Origin of the sequence: Streptomyces sp. NPDC002328 (assembly GCF_042890065.1) — a bacterium.
Taxonomy (GTDB): Bacteria; Actinomycetota; Actinomycetes; order Streptomycetales; family Streptomycetaceae; genus Streptomyces.
Genome location: NZ_JBIARQ010000005.1, coordinates 409,018 through 425,100, shown reverse-complemented (window position 1 = coordinate 425,100; position 16,083 = coordinate 409,018). Strand labels below are relative to the sequence as shown.

Annotated in this window: 17 protein-coding genes and 1 pseudogene; 9 read left to right on the top strand and 9 right to left on the bottom strand. The window is 72.2% G+C overall.

All coding sequences use genetic code 11. The features are described from left to right. The first annotated feature begins 64 nt into the window (after nt 1-64). The 3 genes and pseudogenes from ACFYX4_RS16965 to ACFYX4_RS16955 all read left to right on the top strand — a co-directional run bounded on the left by ACFYX4_RS16965 (nt 65) and on the right by ACFYX4_RS16955 (nt 2,819). Nucleotides 65-1,114 (top strand): LacI family DNA-binding transcriptional regulator, encoded by a 1,050-nt coding sequence (locus ACFYX4_RS16965; protein WP_389333040.1) that lies wholly within the window; start codon nt 65-67, stop codon nt 1,112-1,114. A gap of 61 nt (nt 1,115-1,175) precedes the next feature. Next, nucleotides 1,176-1,352, top strand: a pseudogene (locus tag ACFYX4_RS16960) (4-hydroxybenzoate 3-monooxygenase); the annotation flags it as partial. Between the two features lie 30 nt (nt 1,353-1,382). Then, entirely contained in the window at nt 1,383-2,819 is a 1,437-nt protein-coding gene (locus ACFYX4_RS16955; protein WP_389332793.1) for an aldehyde dehydrogenase family protein, read from the top strand. A gap of 48 nt (nt 2,820-2,867) precedes the next feature. On the opposite strand, the gene trxA is transcribed toward ACFYX4_RS16955, so the two are convergent. After that, a complete protein-coding gene (gene trxA, locus ACFYX4_RS16950) occupies nt 2,868-3,248 on the bottom strand; it encodes a thioredoxin (RefSeq protein WP_389332790.1) in 381 nt (126 codons plus the stop codon). A gap of 142 nt (nt 3,249-3,390) precedes the next feature. Between trxA and ACFYX4_RS16945 the strand changes: the two genes are divergently transcribed. Next, nucleotides 3,391-4,824, top strand: a complete 1,434-nt coding sequence (locus ACFYX4_RS16945; RefSeq protein ID WP_389332787.1) for a dihydrolipoyl dehydrogenase family protein — start codon at nt 3,391-3,393, stop codon at nt 4,822-4,824. A gap of 46 nt (nt 4,825-4,870) precedes the next feature. On the opposite strand, the gene ACFYX4_RS16940 is transcribed toward ACFYX4_RS16945, so the two are convergent. Continuing rightward, a complete protein-coding gene (locus tag ACFYX4_RS16940) occupies nt 4,871-5,515 on the bottom strand; it encodes a peptide deformylase (protein ID WP_389332784.1) in 645 nt (214 codons plus the stop codon). Nucleotides 5,516-5,701: 186 nt separating this feature from the next. On the opposite strand from ACFYX4_RS16940, the gene ACFYX4_RS16935 reads away from it, so the two are divergent. Next, nucleotides 5,702-7,135 carry a PepSY-associated TM helix domain-containing protein gene (locus ACFYX4_RS16935; RefSeq protein ID WP_389332781.1) on the top strand — a complete coding sequence of 478 codons (1,434 nt, stop codon included), beginning with the start codon at nt 5,702-5,704 and terminating at the stop codon, nt 7,133-7,135. A 94-nt stretch (nt 7,136-7,229) separates the two neighbouring features. Here the strand turns inward: ACFYX4_RS16935 and ACFYX4_RS16930 are convergent, their stop codons facing one another. The 3 genes from ACFYX4_RS16930 to ACFYX4_RS16920 all read right to left on the bottom strand — a co-directional run bounded on the left by ACFYX4_RS16930 (nt 7,230) and on the right by ACFYX4_RS16920 (nt 8,670). Then, nucleotides 7,230-7,601 carry a tetratricopeptide repeat protein gene (locus ACFYX4_RS16930; protein WP_389332778.1) on the bottom strand — a complete coding sequence of 124 codons (372 nt, stop codon included), beginning with the start codon at nt 7,599-7,601 and terminating at the stop codon, nt 7,230-7,232. Nucleotides 7,602-7,675: 74 nt separating this feature from the next. After that, nucleotides 7,676-8,125 carry a MarR family winged helix-turn-helix transcriptional regulator gene (locus ACFYX4_RS16925; protein WP_389332775.1) on the bottom strand — a complete coding sequence of 150 codons (450 nt, stop codon included), beginning with the start codon at nt 8,123-8,125 and terminating at the stop codon, nt 7,676-7,678. Further along, complete coding sequence (locus tag ACFYX4_RS16920) at nt 8,122-8,670, bottom strand: MarR family winged helix-turn-helix transcriptional regulator (RefSeq protein WP_389332772.1); 549 nt, start codon at nt 8,668-8,670, stop codon at nt 8,122-8,124. Before ACFYX4_RS16920 ends, ACFYX4_RS16925 begins: the two co-directional genes overlap by 4 nt. 66 nt (nt 8,671-8,736) lie before the next feature. On the opposite strand from ACFYX4_RS16920, the gene ACFYX4_RS16915 reads away from it, so the two are divergent. Together ACFYX4_RS16915 and ACFYX4_RS16910 are read left to right on the top strand one after the other, a co-directional pair. Beyond that, a complete protein-coding gene (locus ACFYX4_RS16915) occupies nt 8,737-9,390 on the top strand; it encodes a hypothetical protein (RefSeq protein WP_389332769.1) in 654 nt (217 codons plus the stop codon). A 149-nt stretch (nt 9,391-9,539) separates the two neighbouring features. Continuing rightward, the gene (locus ACFYX4_RS16910) at nt 9,540-10,583 is read left to right on the top strand and encodes a helix-turn-helix transcriptional regulator (RefSeq protein WP_389332766.1); all 1,044 of its coding nucleotides are present in this window, start codon (nt 9,540-9,542) and stop codon (nt 10,581-10,583) included. Here the strand turns inward: ACFYX4_RS16910 and ACFYX4_RS16905 are convergent. Both ACFYX4_RS16905 and ACFYX4_RS16900 read right to left on the bottom strand, forming a co-directional pair. Beyond that, the gene (locus ACFYX4_RS16905; protein WP_389332763.1) at nt 10,507-11,760 is read right to left on the bottom strand and encodes an SLC13 family permease; all 1,254 of its coding nucleotides are present in this window, start codon (nt 11,758-11,760) and stop codon (nt 10,507-10,509) included. The genes ACFYX4_RS16910 and ACFYX4_RS16905 overlap by 77 nt on opposite strands. Before the next feature lie 102 nt (nt 11,761-11,862). Continuing rightward, a complete protein-coding gene (locus tag ACFYX4_RS16900) occupies nt 11,863-12,981 on the bottom strand; it encodes a PrpF domain-containing protein (protein ID WP_389332760.1) in 1,119 nt (372 codons plus the stop codon). 171 nt (nt 12,982-13,152) lie between these two features. Here ACFYX4_RS16900 and ACFYX4_RS16895 point away from each other — a divergent pair, with 171 nt between their 5' ends. Next, nucleotides 13,153-14,106, top strand: coding sequence for a LysR family transcriptional regulator (locus ACFYX4_RS16895; protein ID WP_389332757.1), 954 nt, complete (start codon nt 13,153-13,155; stop codon nt 14,104-14,106). 141 nt (nt 14,107-14,247) lie between these two features. Here the strand turns inward: ACFYX4_RS16895 and ACFYX4_RS16890 are convergent, their stop codons facing one another. Beyond that, complete coding sequence (locus ACFYX4_RS16890) at nt 14,248-14,685, bottom strand: MFS transporter (protein WP_389332754.1); 438 nt, start codon at nt 14,683-14,685, stop codon at nt 14,248-14,250. Nucleotides 14,686-14,839: 154 nt separating this feature from the next. Between ACFYX4_RS16890 and ACFYX4_RS16885 the strand changes: the two genes are divergently transcribed. After that, complete coding sequence (locus ACFYX4_RS16885; RefSeq protein WP_389333037.1) at nt 14,840-15,334, top strand: NUDIX domain-containing protein; 495 nt, start codon at nt 14,840-14,842, stop codon at nt 15,332-15,334. A gap of 40 nt (nt 15,335-15,374) precedes the next feature. Here the strand turns inward: ACFYX4_RS16885 and ACFYX4_RS16880 are convergent, their stop codons facing one another. Beyond that, a complete protein-coding gene (locus ACFYX4_RS16880) occupies nt 15,375-16,019 on the bottom strand; it encodes a TetR/AcrR family transcriptional regulator (RefSeq protein ID WP_389332751.1) in 645 nt (214 codons plus the stop codon). Between the last annotated feature and the right edge of the window lie 64 nt (nt 16,020-16,083).

Here is a 16,083-nt window from a genome sequence, read left to right as displayed (position 1 = left end):
AGCCTTCCAGGTCATCCGCACCCCACCGCCCCCGCCGGACGACACCGTGACCGCTTCTGCCAAGATGCGGTACGTCATGGTGCAGATACCGAACACACCCGCGCCGGCATCGTCGTCGACGCCGCGCTCCGTGCCCACGAGCGCCGACGTGGCCCGCCTGGCCGGCGTCTCCCGCGCGACCGTCTCCTACGTGCTGAACAACACCAGCGCCGTACGGATCAGCGAGCCCACCCGCCGCCGTGTCCACCAGGCCGCCAAGGACCTCGGGTACGTGCCGCACGCGGCTGCCCGCAGTCTGCGCGCCGGGCACAGCCGCATGGTCCTGATGCCCGCCCCGCCCGTCCCGGCCGGCCCGCTCTACAGCCAGTTCGTGCACGACTTCCAGGGCGCGCTGAGCCGCCTCGACTACATCGTCGTCCAGTACGGCGCCAGCGGTCTGCGCGGCGACGACGCCGCCCGCGCCTGGGCCGAGTTGCGGCCCGTCGCCGTGCTGGTGCCGGGCCCCGGGCTCGGCCCCGAGGGCGTGGCCGTGCTCAAGCGCTCCGGCGCGCGGGCCGTCGTCACCCTGGGCTCCGAGGCCGTCGAGGGGGCCCACGCGCTGCTCCTGGACCACGCCGGCGTCGGCCGCAGCGCCGCCCGGCACCTCTACGCCCGCGGCCGCCGCCGCATCGGCGTGGTCGTCCCCCAGGAGCGCGGCCTGGAGATGTTCTCCAAGCCCCGTCTGCGCGGCGCCCGCGAGGCCCTCCACGGCACCGACGCCACCGTCACCGAACTGCCCCTCGCCCATACCGAGGATTCCGCGGCGGCCCTCGCCGCGCGCTGGAGGAGCCTCGGGCTCGACGGGGTCTTCGCCTACAACGACGAGTACGCCATGCTGCTGATGCGCGCCCTCCAGGACGAGGGCGTGCGCGTCCCCGAGGACGCTGCCCTCATCGGCGCCGACGACCTGATGCTCGGCCGGCTGCTGCGACCCCGGCTCAGCACCGTCCGGATCGCGCTGCCCTCCGGGCGCGACCTCGCCGGGCTGGTCGACCGGGCCGTCCGCAACCCCGGCGCGGCGCCCGAGTCGCACGAACTGTTCGAGGCCACGGTGGTGCGGCGCGACTCCACCTGATGAGGTCGCCGTACGGCTCCCGGCTCTGCTCCGGCCTGTGCCCGGAACGCGTATGGCGAGCCGCGTATGGCGAGCCACCCGCTTCCCGTGCGACATGACTAGGATGTTGCACGCTCAACCAGATGGGGATGCGTTCGACCACCGGACGCGGCTCGCACGGCTGCGCCGGATCACCTCATCGCGCCACGCGGCCGCCGAACTGGCGGCGAACTACACGGGACTTCCGCTCCCCGAGTGAGTCCCGCGGGTCACCGATCGGAGAGCCCTCATGCCGTTGCTCGACCCCACGTCCTGGCAGCCCCGCGCCCTGTCCGGGCCCCGGCACACCGTCACCGAGCCCGCCACCGGCGACCCGCTCGGCACGGTCGTCCTGGCCGGCGCCGCGGACGTCGCCCCGGCCGCCGAGGCGGCCCGCGCCGCCCAGGCCGAATGGGCCCGTCTGCCGCACTTCGTCCGCGCGGGGGTGCTCCGCAAGGCGGGTGACCTGTTCACCGCCCACGCCGAGGAACTGCGTGAGTGGATCGTGCGCGAGTCCGGCTCCATCCCCGGCAAGGCCGACTTCGAGCTGCACGTCGCCGCCCAGGAGTGCTACGAGGCCGCCGCCCTCGCCTCCCGCCCGGCCGGCCAGGTGCTGCCCAGCGAGGCGCCCCGGCTGTCGTACACCCGGCGGGTCCCCGTCGGCGTCGTCGGAGTGATCTCCCCGTTCAACGCGCCGCTGATCCTGTCGATCCGCTCGGTCGCCCCGGCCCTCGCGCTCGGCAACGCCGTCGTGCTCAAGCCCGACCCGCGCACCGCGGTCTGCGGCGGCCTCTCCCTGGCCGCGGTCCTCGCCGAGGCCGGCCTCCCCGAGGGCCTGCTGCACGTCCTGCCGGGCGGCGCCGAGACCGGCGCGGCCCTGGTCGCCGATCCGCGCGTCCCGGTGATCTCCTTCACCGGCTCCACCGCGGCCGGCCGCGCGGTAGGCGAGGCCGCCGGACGCCACCTCAAGCGCGCCCACCTCGAACTCGGCGGCAACTCCGCCCTGGTCGTGCTGGAGGACGCCGACCTCGACGCCGTCATCTCCACGGCCGCCTGGGGCTCCTTCTTCCACCAGGGCCAGATCTGCATGACCACCGGCCGCCACCTGGTGCACGCCTCGCTCTACGAGGAGTACGTCGAACGCCTCGCCGCCAAGGCCGACTCCCTGGCCGTCGGCGACCCGCACCGCGCCCACGTCCACCTCGGCCCGCTCATCGACGACGGCCAGCTCACCAAGGTCCACGGCCTGGTGGAGGCCAGCACCGCCGCCGGAGCCAAGCTCGCCGCGGGCGGCACGCACGAGAACCGCTTCTACCGGCCGACCGTCCTCGCCGGCGTCGACGACCACACCCCCGCCTACGCGGAGGAAGTCTTCGGCCCCGTCGCCCCGGTGCGCGCCTTCAGCACCCCCGACGAAGCCGCCGCCCTCGCCGCGGCGAGCTCCTACGGCCTCTCCCTGGGCATCGTCACCCGGGACGCCGCCCGCGGACTCGACCTCGCCGAGCGCATCCCGACCGGCATCGTGCACATCAACGACCAGACCGTGAACGACGAGGCCGTCGCCCCCTTCGGCGGGATCGCCGCCTCCGGCACCGGCGCCCGCTTCGGCGGCGAGGCCAACCTGGAGGCCTTCACCGACGTGCGCTGGACGACGGTACGCGGCGACGTCGCGCCGTACCCCTTCTGAGGACGACCCCTGCGCGGGCGACCCCGCCGGGGCACGGCGGGCCGGCGGTCACTGACCGCCGGCCGAGTCCTGCTGCTCCTCGATCGACTTGCGGACCTGGTCCATGTCGAGCTCGCGGGCCTGCCCGATGACGTCCGTGAGGGCCGACTCGGGCAGGGCGCCCGGCTGCGCGAACACGGCGACCCGGTCCCGCACGATCATCAGCGTCGGGATCGACTGGATGCCGAAGGCCGCGGCCAGCTCCGGCTGCGCCTCGGTGTCCACCTTGCCGAACACCAGGTCCGGGTTGTCCTCGGCGGCCTGCTCGTAGACCGGCGCGAACTGACGGCACGGCCCGCACCAGGTCGCCCAGAAGTCGATCAGGACGAAGTCGTTGTCGAGGACCGTCTGGTCGAAGTTCTCCTTGGTGAGCTCCACGGTGCTGCTCATGGCGTGACTACCTCTTCCCGGTGATTCCTGCCAGGGGCTCCTGACATGGGGTGAAGCCGCCCGCACAACGCGGGCGGCCGGTCGGATATTCCGCGCCCCTACCCGTGTGGCCACCTTGCACACCACCCACCAGACTGGCCCCATGACGGAAACGGAAACCAACCTGTACGACGTGGTTGTGCTCGGGGCCGGACCCGTGGGGGAGAACGTCGCCGATCGCACCCGCGCGGCCGGCCTCACCACCGCGGTCGTCGAGAGCGAACTCGTGGGCGGCGAGTGCTCCTACTGGGCCTGCATGCCCAGCAAGGCCCTGCTGCGGCCGGTCATCGCCCGCGCCGACGCCCGCCGCGTGCCCGGCCTCGCCCACCTGGTCCACGGCCCCCTCGACACCGCCGCGGTCCTCGCCCGCCGGGACTACGAGACCTCCGACTGGAACGACGACGGCCAGATCGCCTGGCTCGACGCCATCGGCGCCGACCTGTACCGGGGACACGGCCGCCTCTCCGGGCCGCGCACGGTCACGGTCACCGCGCCCGACGGCACCGAACGGACGCTGACCGCCAAGCACGCCGTCGCCCTCTGTACCGGCTCCCGCGCCCTCCTGCCCGACCTGCCCGGCCTCGCCGACGTCAAGCCCTGGACGAGCCGTGAGGCCACCAGCGCCAAGGCCGCCCCCGGACACCTGATCGTCGTCGGCGGCGGGGTCGTCGCCGTCGAGATGGCCACCGCCTGGCGCGCCCTCGGCTCCGACGTCACCCTCCTGGTCCGCGGCAAGGGCCTGCTGCCCCGCATGGAGCCCTTCGCGGGCGAACTCGTCGCCGAGGCGCTCACCGAGGCCGGCGTCGACCTGCGCACCGGCTCCTCGGTGGAGTCGGTCACCCGGAAGAACGGCACCGTCCTCGCCGTCACCGACCAGGGCGACCGCATCGAGGCCGACGAGATCCTCTTCGCCACCGGCCGCGCCCCCCGCACCGACGACATCGGCCTCGACACGGTCGGCCTCGAACCCGGCTCCTGGCTCTCGGTCGACGACAGCCTCCGCGTCACCGGCAGCGACTGGCTCTACGCCGTCGGAGACGTCAACCACCGCGCCCTCCTCACCCACCAGGGCAAGTACCAGGCCCGGATCGCGGGCGCCGCCATCGCCGCCCGCGCCTCCGGTACGGCGAACCTGGCGTCCGACCCGTGGGGGCCGCACACCGCCACCGCCGACCACCACGCCGTACCGCAGGTCGTCTTCACCGACCCCGAGGCCGGCGCGGTCGGCCTCTCCCTCGCGGAGGCGGAACAGGCCGGCCACCGCGTCCGCGCCGTCGACGTCGAGTTCTCCTCGGTGGCCGGCGCGGGCCTGTACGCCGAGGGCTACAAGGGCCGCGCCCGCATGGTCGTCGACCTGGAGCAGGAGATCCTGCGCGGGGTGACCTTCGTCGGCCCCGGCGTCGGCGAGCTGATCCACTCGGCCACCGTCGCGGTCGCCGGACAGGTCCCGCTGTCACGGCTGTGGCACGCCGTCCCGTCCTACCCGACGATCAGCGAGGTGTGGCTGCGCCTGCTGGAGGCGTTCCGGGACGCGTGACGCAAAGGGCGCAGGACACGGCTCGGGCCGTAGCCCAGAGGACGGCTCAGGGCAGCTCGAAGCCCAGCGCCCGCGCCGCCTTCTCCGGCGTGGGCTGCGCCCAACGCTCCATCACGGCCGCGTTGGCGGAGAGCGAGCGCAGCTCGGCCCGGTCCAGATAGAGCGTGCCGTCGAGGTGGTCCGTCTCGTGCTGGACGATACGGGCGGGCCACCCGCGGAACACCTCGTCCAGCGGCCGGCCGGTCTCGTCCGCGCCGGTCAGCCGCACCTCGGCCGGCCGGGCCACCACCGCCTGCCAGCCCGGCACGCTCAGACAGCCCTCGAAGAACGCGGCACGGGCGGCGCCCACGGGCTGGTACGACGGATTGACCAGGACCCGGAACGGCTGCGGCACCCGGCCCCGGGCCGTCCGCACCTCCGCCGGCACCGGCGCCGGATCCTCGATCACCGCGATCCGCAGCCCCACGCCCACCTGCGGCGCGGCCAGACCCACACCGGGCGCCGCGTGCATGGTGACGCGCAGCGCCTCGACGAAGCGGGCCAGGAGCGCGGGGCCGAGCTGACCGTCGTAGCGCTCGGCGCCGGCGCGCAGCACCGGATCGCCGGCCGCGACGATGGGCAACGGGCCGCCGGGAGCGAGGAGTTCCTCGATCCGCTCGGCAAGGGGCGTGCGGGGACTGGGAGATGCCATCGCCCCAGCATGCCACGACGGTCCGGCGCTTCTCCGGGTTCGGTGTGACGCGAGTCACTTCGATCTCAGGGAACTGGACGGCGTCCCCGTACGACGACTGGTGTGCCACGGCCGACGACGTCCCCCCGACCGCACCGCCGACCGTGCCAGCGCACGTCCCTCGCACCCGAACCGGAGAACCCGCCGATGTCCACCGCACCCCCGACCTCCACTTCCGGCTCCGCTTCAGCGGGGGGACCCCCATCGGACGAGACCCCGCAATCCCCGGCGCCCGCGCCGAAGTCCCGTAGCCCCTGGGCTCCGTTGCGCCCCCTGGTGCTCCGACTGCACTTCTATGCGGGCGTGTTCGTCGCCCCGTTCCTGTTCGTCGCCGCCGTCACCGGCTTCCTGTACGCGGGCGCGTTCCAGGCCGAGAAGCTCGTCTACGCGCACGAGATGACCGTCCCGGCCGGTGAGAGCAAGCTGCCGATATCCGAGCAGGTGGCCGCGGCCCGCAAGGCCTACCCCGAGGGCACGGTCGCCGCGGTGCGGCCCTCCCCGCAGGACGACGCCACCACCCGCGTCATGCTCTCCGGCGTCGAGGGCGTCGCCGCCACCCACACCTTCGCCGTGTTCGTCGACCCGTACACCGCCGAGGTGCGCGGCGGTCTGGAGCAGTACGGCTCGACCGGCGCGCTGCCGCTGCGGACCTGGATCGACGAGTTCCACCGCGATCTGCACCTCGGCGAGAACGGCCGCCTGTACAGCGAGTTCGCCGCGAGCTGGCTGTGGGTGATCGCCGGCGGCGGTCTGGTGCTGTGGTTCTCCCGCCGCCGCGCCCTGCGCAAGCTCCGCGGCACGGGCGGCCGTCGCCGCACCCTGGGCCTGCACGGCACGGTCGGCGCGTGGGCCGCGGCCGGCTTCTTCTTCCTGTCCGCCACCGGTCTGACCTGGTCGCAGTACGCGGGCGCGAGCATCGACGAACTGCGCACCTCGCTCGGCGGCTCCACCCCGTCCATCTCGGCGGCGGCGGCGAGCGGCGGCGACCACGCCGGCCATGACGCGGCCGCCGGCGCCGGCGGGAACGGCGAGCACGGCGTCGGCCTCGACAAGGTCCTGGCCGCCGCCCGCGCCGAGGGTTTGGGCGACCCCGTGGAGATCGTGCCGCCGGCTGACGCCGCGTCGGCGTACGTCGTCAAGCAGGTGCAGCGCAGCTGGCCCACGAAGCAGGACGCCGTCGCGGTCGACCCGTCCAGCGGCGAGGTCGTCGACGTGCTTCGCTTCGAGGACTACCCGGCGCTCGCCAAGCTGACGCGGTGGGGCATCGACCTGCACACCGGCGTCCTGTTCGGCCTGGTCAACCAGATCGCGCTGATGCTGCTCGCGCTCGCGCTGATCCTGCTCATCGTCTGGGGCTACCGCATGTGGTGGCAGCGCGGGCGCGGCAACGCCTTCGGCCGGCCGATCCCGCGCGGCGCGTGGGCGCAGGTCCCGCCGTACGTCCTCGTCCCGCTGATGGCGGTGATCGCGGCCCTCGGCTACTTCGTGCCGCTGCTGGGCATCCCGCTGGCGGCGTTCCTCGTGGTGGACGTGGTGCTGGGGGAGATCGCGCATCGGCGGGGGCGGAAGGCGTCGGTCTGAGCGCGTGAACGACGGCGGCCCGGCGGTGATGTCACCGCCGGGCCGCCGTCGTGTGTGACGCGGGTGCGTTCCGCCTCCGAGAAGGAGAGGCGCGTCATGCCTCCGGGAAGTCGCCCGCCAGTGCCGAGGCGAGGCGCAGGTGCGGTCCGGCCTCCTCGTGCCGCCCCTGCCGTTCCAGGGTGCGGCCCAGCATCAGCCGGGCGTAGTGCTCCACCGGGTCACGCTCGACGATGACACGCAACTCGGCCTCGGCGCGGAGCAGTTGGGCAGAGTGGTAGTAGGCGCGGGCCAACAGCAGCCGCGGCCCGGTCTGCTCCGGCACCTCCTCGACCAGCCCCGCCAGAACGCGCGCGGCGGAGTCGTACTCCTTCGCCGCGAAGAACAACTGCGCGCGGTCCCAGCGCTCGGCCGGCGTTCCGTGGGCATAGTAGGCGGAGTCGTACGCCGCCCGGTATGTCGTGTCCACTCGTGACCTCCTTCGAGCCGGGCAACCAGGAGTGGTGGTTGAATATTCCACTACCTCTGGCGGGGCGGGCGCGGCTACCCCTGCGAGGTGAGTCCGGCGAGCTCCGCGTCGGCCCGCGCGGTGATGAGTCCCAGGACTCGTCCGGCGACGGCGAGGTCCTCCGCCGGGATGCCGGCGTAGATCCGGGCGGAGAACCGGCCCGTCTCGGCGGCGACGAGATCGATCAGCTCACGCCCCGCGTCCGTGGCCCGGACCAGCGGACCGTCGGCCGACGCCAGCCCCTTGCCGACCAGTTCGCCGATCGTGGCGTCGACGTCGGCGGGGTCGGTCTTGAGCGCCCCGGTGACCCGGGCGACGAGATCGCCCCGGTCGAGCGGCCCGCCGGCGACGACCGCCTCCCGCAGGGCGATCTGCTGCGCGAAGGTGACGCCGTGCCCGGCGAGGACACGCTCGAGGACGGCCCGGCCGGCGTAGTGCGCGAGGCCGATGACGCGGCCGTTGAGGGTGGGTGCGGCAGTGGTCATGTGGTCCCCCTGGGGCTTCGGTCGGTGCTTCGGTCGATGAGGTCGAGCGGGGTGTCGCGTGAAGCGTCGAGCGGCGCGTCGAGCGGCGCGTCGAGCGGCGCGTCGAGCAGGGTCGCCAGTTCGCTCGTGAACGTGCGGGTGCGGTCGCTGTCCAGGCCCCCGAGCGGCTCCAACAGCCGTTCCAGCAGCCCTCGTACCACCTCGACGGCCTGCCGGGTGACGTCCCGCCCCTGCTCGGTGAGGGCGAGCTGGACGGCGCGCGGATCCCGGGGGTCCCGATTCCGCTCGACCAGCCCGGCGGACTCCAGGGCGCGCGCGAGCTTGGAGACGTACAGAGGCTCCAGCCCGGTGTGGTCGGCGAGCCGACGCTGACTGGGCCGCTCCCCGTCGCGCTGCATGCCGTACAGCGACGCCACCAGCGAGTACTGCGCATGTGTGAGCCCGAGCGGCGCCACCGCCCGGTCCACCGCCACCCGCCACTTCGTCGACAGTCGCCACACGAGATATCCGGGCGTGGCCCGTCCGTTCTCGGAACCCTTGCTCATGCCAGAAACTGTACATGGCTACTATGTCCATGGCTACTAAATGGAGTGTGATCTCCTGGAGAAGCAATGAAGCTGCCGATCACCATCCACCACGCACGCCTCGGGGCAACGGAGTTCAAGGTCATCCGCCCTGCCGGGCCACTGCTCCACGCGGTGCTCATCGACCACGACCGGCACCTGGACGCCTACCTCGATCAGGACGCCGCACGCCGCGTCGGCGGCCTGTGGGCACTCGCCGCCACGTCACCGCGCGCGCTGATCCACCTGCCGATGCGCGGCAACCAGCCCCCCTCCCGCGAACTGCCGGAGGACACCACACGCCGGCTCGATCTCGTGCTGCTGCACCACTCGTTGCAGTTCTCGCCGGCACGCTGGAAAGACGTCCGCAGCCGGCTCGGCCCGGGCCGTCCGCGAACCGTGACGCTGCCCGACTCAGAACTCGGAAGCGATGCCGCGGTCGACCATGAGGCACGGCACTACCAGGAGAACCGGGACCTGTTTCACCAGCACCTCCACGCCGAGACCCTGTTCATGACCGGCAGCGCCAAGGTGTTCAGGGAGACCGCCCGGCACTTCCTCGACGTCGCCCGCAACGGCCCCGGCTACGTCCCCGTCCACCCGGGCTGCCCGCACTTCTGCGCAGAGCTCCACTCCAACGCCGGCATCCTCGGCGACGCGCGCGAGATCCACATCGAGTACTGCGACGAATGGCTGTCCTGATCGACCGTGCGCGCCTCGCGGTCGTCGCCGCGCTCTTCGCCACGTCGCCCACGGCTTCGGCCACGGCCCGAGGCGGACGCGGCTTCCTAGGACGCGGCGACCCACCCACCGTGATCGCGACGGCCTTGCCGGGGCCCGAGTATGGAGTCATGGCCGGCAACGTGGACCTCTCCCAGTTCCTGCGCCGCTGCCGGGACCGTATCGACCCCGAGTCGGTCGGCCTTCCGGAGCGCGGCGCCTTCCGTCGCGTGCCCGGTCTGCGGCGGGAGGAGGTCGCCCAGCTCGCCGGAGTGAGCACCGACTACTACACCCTCCTCGAACAGGGGCGCAACATCACCGTCACCGACGGCGTCCTGGACGCCGTCGCCGAGGCGCTGCGCCTGGACGACAGGGAGCGGGCGCACCTGTACGACCTGGTCAAGGCGCGGCCCGGCCGCCGCAGCCGGCGCACACCGCCCAGCGTGCAGCGCGCCCGCCCGGGACTGCTGCGGTTCGTGGAGTCCTTCCACGACCACGCCGCCTTCGTCCTCGGCAGACGCGGCGACATCCTGGCCACCAACCACCTGTGCCGCGTCCTGATCGCCGACTTCGACGCCATGCCCTACCGCGAGCGCAACCTCACCCGCTGGATCGTCCTGTCGCCCGAGGCTCGAGAGCTGTACGCGGACTGGGAGCGGCTGGCGGCGGAGATGACGGCGATCCTGCGCCTGGACGCCGGCCGCCACCCGGACGACGCCCGCACCGCCGAGCTGGTCGGCGAACTGACGATGAAGAGCGAGCACTTCCCCCGCTGGTGGGACGACCACAAGGTCCTCACCCGCACCCACGGCCAGAAACGCTTCCGCCACCCGCTGGTCGGGGAGCTGACCATCGACTACCAGGCCATCACCCCGCCCGGCGAGGACGACCAAGACCGCGACCGGGATTCCGTGAACGTGCAGGACACGTGCCAGCGTGAGTCCGCCGAGTCCGGTGCCGATGATCGTGACTTGGGTGCGCATGGAGGCTCCTTCGGGATCCGGCCGGCAGCACCCCGACACGGAACCGACACCGCCGTCGTCGAGGGGCCTCCCGGCACGCCCCCTCCCATCCGGCCCCGGGCCGTTCGCCACGCGGCTACGACCAGGGCAGGACCAGCGCGCCCCAGGCGACGACAGGGCCGAGGGCGACGATTCCGCCGGTGTAGCCGATGACCTGGCGGTAGAAGCGGCGGGGGTCCACTCCGCGGGCGTTGCTGAGGACGAGTGCGCCGTTGGTGGAGAAGGGCGAGGTGTCGACGATCGTCGTGGAGACGGCGAGAGCGGCGATCAGTCCGGCGGCGCTGAGGTGACTGGAGAGCAGCAGCGGCACGGCGATCGGGATGATCGCGGTGAGGATCGCGGTGGAGGAGGCGAAGGCGGACGTGATGGCCACGGTGAAGCACAGCAGCAGGGCGACGGCGGCCGGTGCGCCCAGGCCCGCCGCGTGCTCGGAGATGTTCTCGATGATGCCGGCCTTCTCCAGCATGGCGATGTAGGTCATCATGCCCGCGACCAGCAGCAGCGTGGACCAGCTGACGCCGTCCACCGCCTGCTCCTGCCGCTTCATGTCCACCAGGGCCAGCAGGGCGCCGGCCGCCAGAGCCAGGAAGCCGATCTCCAGGTGGAAACCGAGAGCGCCGACCACGAGCGCGACCAGGCAGGCGAGGGTGAGCCACTGACGCCAGTCCGGCCTGCCGGACACGGCGAGGTCCTCGTCCTCGGCCGCTTCCTCGGAACCCTCGGCCAGCGGGGCGGGGCGCTTGGCGAGCAGCACGTAGGTGAGTGCCGAGAGCACCAGGTTGATCAGGAAGCTGGCGCTGAACAGCGTCACCGCGGAGACCTGAAGTTCGGTCTTGTCGACCAGGCCGAGCACCAGCGCACCGGAGACGGCCAGCGGGGAGAACGCGCCCGCGTGTCCGCCGCTGATCACCATCATGCCGACGACCAACGGGTTGAGCTTGTAGCGGTAGGCGAAGTTCATGCCGATCGGCGCGAGGATCGCGACCGCGGCGGGAGTGAAGGTGCCGAACGCCGTCAGCAAGGCGGCCACCAGGAACAGCACCCAGGGGATGAGCGCGACCTTGCCGCGCACCAGCCGCACGCCGGCCGCGACGAGCCAGTCGATGGTGCCGTTCCGGCGGGCGACGGAGAACAGGTAGGTGACCCCGACGATGGTGACGAAGAGCTTCGCCGGGAACCCCTCGAAGATCTCTTCCTCGGTGAGGCCGAGCGAGGCGGTGCCGACGGCGAAGGTGGCGACGAAGGCGAGGATGCCCAGGTTGATCGGCAGCACCGTGCCGACCACGAACATCACCAGCAGCGCGCCTATGGAGATCACTTCAGCAGACATCTTTGTCCTTGGTGCGATGGGGAGGGGCGCGCCCCGAGGGCGCGAGGGTATCCCGGTGCGGACGGCTGGGGGACCGGCCGACCGAGGTGACGTCCGTCCCGTTCAGGCGGCTCGCGTGCGGCCTGTCTCCGGAACGTAGATGCGGGCGTCGGCGAGCAGCCGTGCCGCGCGATGCACGGTGACCCGCCGCGGCAGGCCGTCGGCTACGTCGGTGCAGCGGACCGCGACGATGCCCGCGGGCGTGCCGAGGCGCAGCCGTTCCTCGGTCGGGCCGCCCGTGGTCCGGCAGACCACGGAGTCCGCTACGAGCCCGGCTGCCGCGACGGCGACGGCTGAGGTCAGGCCGATCGCGGGGTGCGGGGCGTTCATGCTGAGCATGCGCACGGAGATGTCGTAGTCCTCGGCCGCGATCTGCTCCCCGAGGGTGGTGGTGTACGGCGCCGGCGGGCCCACCAGGCCCACCTTGGGCACCGCGTCGCCTGGTTCCTCACCTGGCCCGAGCAGCCCCATCAGCGGTGCGGCGGCACGGCGCACGGTGCGCAACCAGGGCACGTCCGCGCCCATCCGCTCCAGTGATTCGGCGCCGGTGCGTCCGGTGCCGAGGGCGTCGATGAGGACGACGGGTGCACCGGCGTCCACCATGCTCACCCGTACCGGCTCGGCGGCGACCCGCAGGTCCTGCGCGGCCTGCCCGGTGGGGAGCAGTGAACCGGTGGTGCCGCCGGCCGGATCGCGGAAGGTGAGGCCCACGGCGACCCCGCCGGCACGGGTGCCGGGTACGGTCTCGCGGCCGAAGTGGTGCACGACGCCACCGGTGGTGTCCACGAGCCCTTCGAGGACCGCGCCGGTGTTGGTATTGCGCATCACCACACGAGTCCGGTCACCGGTGATCGCCACCATGCCCTTCGCGACGGCGTACAGCGCGACCCCCGTGGCGCAGTTGCCGCAGTTGCTCGTCCACTCGACCGAGCCGGTGCCGATGCCTACTTGGGCGAAGAGATAGTCCACGTCCACGCCGGGTTCGGGGGAGGCGCCGACGACCGCCGCCTTCGACGTGGTGGGGGTCGCACCGCCCACCCCGTCCAGTTCCACGGGATCGGTGGCGCCGTACGCGGAGACCAGCAGCTTCTCCAGTTCGCCACGGCCGGCGGGAACGTCGACCTGGTTGAACAGCCAGCACTTGCTGGTGCCGCCACGCACCAGGGTCGCGGGAATGTGCACGTCTGAGCTCTTCCTTCAGAGACGAGGGGGGAGGGAAGGACCGAGACGGTCGTCACGGGCGCATTGCGGGCCGGTGAACCGCTCGGCGATTCCGGAGACCTTGGCAGAGGCGTGACTTCGGAACAATCGCAGTTCGCTTCACCTGGGTTTAGCTCAGCTAAAGTCGCTGACATGCTGAACGTGCGCCGACTGCTGCTGCTCACCGAGGCCACCGAACGCGGTTCGCTCACCGCCGCGGCGGAGGCGCTGGGCATGACCACCTCCGCCGCCTCCCAGCAGATGTCCCTGCTGGAGCAGGAGGCCGGACAGCCCCTGATCGAGCGGCTGCCACGCGGAATCCGGCCCACCCCGGCGGGTGCCGCGCTGGCCGAGCGAGGTCAGGCGATCCGCCGCGAACTGCGCGCGGCGCAAGCCGACTTGGACTCCTTCACGGCACTCGACCAGGGCACGCTGCGGCTGGGCTCCTTCCCCACGGCCAGCGCGTCCCTGCTGCCGCTCGCGCTCACCCGCTTCCGACGCCGTCACACCGGCATCCGCATCGAGGTACGGGCCGGGGTCCTCGCCGAGCTCCGGGAAATGCTGCACACCGGCGAGGTGGAGCAGGGGCTGCTCTGGGACTACGAGTGGAACCGCCTCGACGATCCGGCGCTCTCCCTCACCCACCTCCTGGACGATCCCACGGTGCTGGTCGTCCCCGCCGACTCACCCTTGCGCACCCATCCCGCCGTGCGCCTCGGCGACCTCGCCGACCAGGAGTGGATCATTCGCGCCGACAACCACCCCGTCGCCGACGTCCTGCGCCGCAGCTGTCGCCAGGCGGGCTTCGAGCCGCGCATCGCCTACTCCTCGCACGACTACCAGGAGGCACAGGCCATGGTCGCCGCCGGGCTCGGCATCGCCCTCGCCCCGCGCCTGGCCCTCACCAGCCGCCGCAGCGACGTACGTCTCCTGCCCTTCGCCTCCGACGTGCCCGCACCCACCCGCCGCATCCTCCTCGCACGCGCCGCAGCCCGCCCCGCCACCCCGCCCGCCCAGGCGATGGCCCGCGTCCTGCGCACGGTCGCGCCACGCTTCACCGCCCCCGACCTGCACCGAACCCAGCTCGGAGCGGTACGGCGCGGCTGAGGTGCCTGGACCGGTGCGGCTGAGGTGCCTGTACCGGTGCGACTGACGTCGGCCTCTCAGGCTCCCGGTCCGCTCGGCCCCTCGCCGGCGGCGGAGGCGGAGTCCTCGGTGTAGTAGCGCCGCAGGAGTTCCCGCTCGGCGTCACGGTGCGGGAACATGAAGAAGATCCAGGGCGGTGATCAGCGCCAGGGTGGTCGGGTAGGCCATGCCGGCCGAGAGCCCGCCGAGGATCCGGGCCGACACGAGGACGGTGTCGTTCGGCGCGAACGCGGCGAGCAGGCAGGCGGGGACGGACAGAGCGACGCCGATGATCAGCAGCAGCTTGCGCCCGTGACGGTCGCCGACCGCCCTCAGATAGAGCACCGACGCGGCCAGCCCGAGGGAGTACCCCACCGCGACGAGGTTCAGCGCGGTCTGGGAGGAGTCGAAGGCCTTCCCGATCGCGGGCAGCGCCACGTTGGCCACCGACAGGTTCAAGTTGGCCACCGCGGCGACGACGATCAGTGACGCCAGGACGAGCGACGCCCGTGCCGGCGCCTCGCGCGGAACGTCGATGCGAGGCGCGGCGCTTTTCGGCATGGGACCTCCGGGGCGAAGTTCGTGCTTCGCGAGAGTCTTGCCTGATCCACCGCGCCGCACATCGCCCCATTGGGATGACGCGCGGCAAGGGTGTTCCGAGCCGGTGTCAGTGGGCTCTGCGATCGTGTGCGTCGTGGATGAACTCGTGGAACTCGTGGAACGCGTCGACGCTGAGGACCGTGTGCTGGGGGTCGTCGGTCGGTGGGAGGCCGTTCGGGAGGGCTGGCTGCACCGAGTGGCTTCGGTGGTGTGCCGGGACGGGCAAGGCCGCTTTCTCGTCCACCGGCGTGCCGAGCAACTGTCCCGATTCCCAGGGCACTACGAACTCGGGGTCGGGGGCGCTGTGGGAGTCGGCGAGTCCTATGAGCAGGCGGCTGTCCGCGAGCTCGGTGAGGAACTGGGAGTGCGGGCGGCGGTGTGCCTTCGGTTCAAGTTCCTCAACCGGGGCGGGTTCAGCCCTCACTGGCTCGGGGTGTGCGATGCCGTGCTCCCGGAGGTCGTCGCCCCCGATCCGGGTGAGGTGGCCTGGCACGGGTGGCTGACCGAGTCCGAGCTGCGACGGGCTTTGCAGCAGTGGACCTTCACTCCTGACAGCCAGGTGATTTTCGATCGGTATCTCGCTGGTCGCGCTGACCCGGCGCTTTCGTAGCAACGGCACAGGGGCCTGGTGCGTTGCATGGCTCGCTCAGTCACACTTCGTTCGTCGGGTGGCTGCGCTCGATCGTGGGCCGGATCCGGCCGTCAGGCCGAGGCAGGACCTCCAACGCGGTGTCCGCGATGCCCTGCACGGTCTCCCGGGCCAGGCCGGCTTTGCCCACCGCCTCGATGCCGCGGAGCACCGCCAGCAGCAGCGCCGCCAACTGCGCCGGGTCCGCACCGTCATCGATGTCCCCGTTGCGCTGAGCGGCGACGATCTCCGTCCGCAGCAGCGCCAGGAGTGCCGTCATGGTCTCGGCGGACCGGGTGGCGACCATCGGGTCCTGTTGGGCCAGCTCGGCTGCGCCCTTCGCCAGCAGGCACCCACGGTTGCCGGTGTCGGCAACGGTGTTCGCCGCGATGAGGTGCACGTACGCCGACAAGCGAGCGAAGGCCTCGCTGTCCGAATCACCGGCCAGATTCTGCTCGGCCACCCCCACGATCGCGGTGCACCAGTCGTCGAACACGCGATGGAACAGGGCGCTCTTGTCGCCGAAAGCGCCATAGAGGCTGCCCTTGCCGAGGCCGGTCGCCTCGGCGATCTCGTCCATCCGCGTGCCCGCGTAGCCGGTCGCCCAGAACTGTTCCCGAGCCAACTCCAGGACTCGTTGTTCGTCGAACTTGCGTGGTCGTGGCATGCCGTCATCCTACCCGTTCTTGACTCGATCGTCCATAATTGTCTACGTTCTGGACGATCGCTTC

Coding starts and splice junctions, on each gene's coding strand:
- ACFYX4_RS16905 (WP_389332763.1), bottom strand. CDS start 11,760: ATGTCTGCTGAAGTGATCTCCATAGGCGCGCTGCTGGTGATGTTCGTG.
- ACFYX4_RS16965 (WP_389333040.1), top strand. CDS start 65: ATGCGGTACGTCATGGTGCAGATACCGAACACACCCGCGCCGGCATCG.
- ACFYX4_RS16915 (WP_389332769.1), top strand. CDS start 8,737: ATGAAGCTGCCGATCACCATCCACCACGCACGCCTCGGGGCAACGGAG.
- ACFYX4_RS16940 (WP_389332784.1), bottom strand. CDS start 5,515: ATGGCATCTCCCAGTCCCCGCACGCCCCTTGCCGAGCGGATCGAGGAA.
- trxA (WP_389332790.1), bottom strand. CDS start 3,248: ATGAGCAGCACCGTGGAGCTCACCAAGGAGAACTTCGACCAGACGGTC.
- ACFYX4_RS16895 (WP_389332757.1), top strand. CDS start 13,153: ATGCTGAACGTGCGCCGACTGCTGCTGCTCACCGAGGCCACCGAACGC.
- ACFYX4_RS16925 (WP_389332775.1), bottom strand. CDS start 8,125: ATGACCACTGCCGCACCCACCCTCAACGGCCGCGTCATCGGCCTCGCG.
- ACFYX4_RS16945 (WP_389332787.1), top strand. CDS start 3,391: ATGACGGAAACGGAAACCAACCTGTACGACGTGGTTGTGCTCGGGGCC.
- ACFYX4_RS16935 (WP_389332781.1), top strand. CDS start 5,702: ATGTCCACCGCACCCCCGACCTCCACTTCCGGCTCCGCTTCAGCGGGG.
- ACFYX4_RS16920 (WP_389332772.1), bottom strand. CDS start 8,670: ATGAGCAAGGGTTCCGAGAACGGACGGGCCACGCCCGGATATCTCGTG.
- ACFYX4_RS16880 (WP_389332751.1), bottom strand. CDS start 16,019: ATGCCACGACCACGCAAGTTCGACGAACAACGAGTCCTGGAGTTGGCT.
- ACFYX4_RS16890 (WP_389332754.1), bottom strand. CDS start 14,685: ATGCCGAAAAGCGCCGCGCCTCGCATCGACGTTCCGCGCGAGGCGCCG.
- ACFYX4_RS16910 (WP_389332766.1), top strand. CDS start 9,540: ATGGCCGGCAACGTGGACCTCTCCCAGTTCCTGCGCCGCTGCCGGGAC.
- ACFYX4_RS16955 (WP_389332793.1), top strand. CDS start 1,383: ATGCCGTTGCTCGACCCCACGTCCTGGCAGCCCCGCGCCCTGTCCGGG.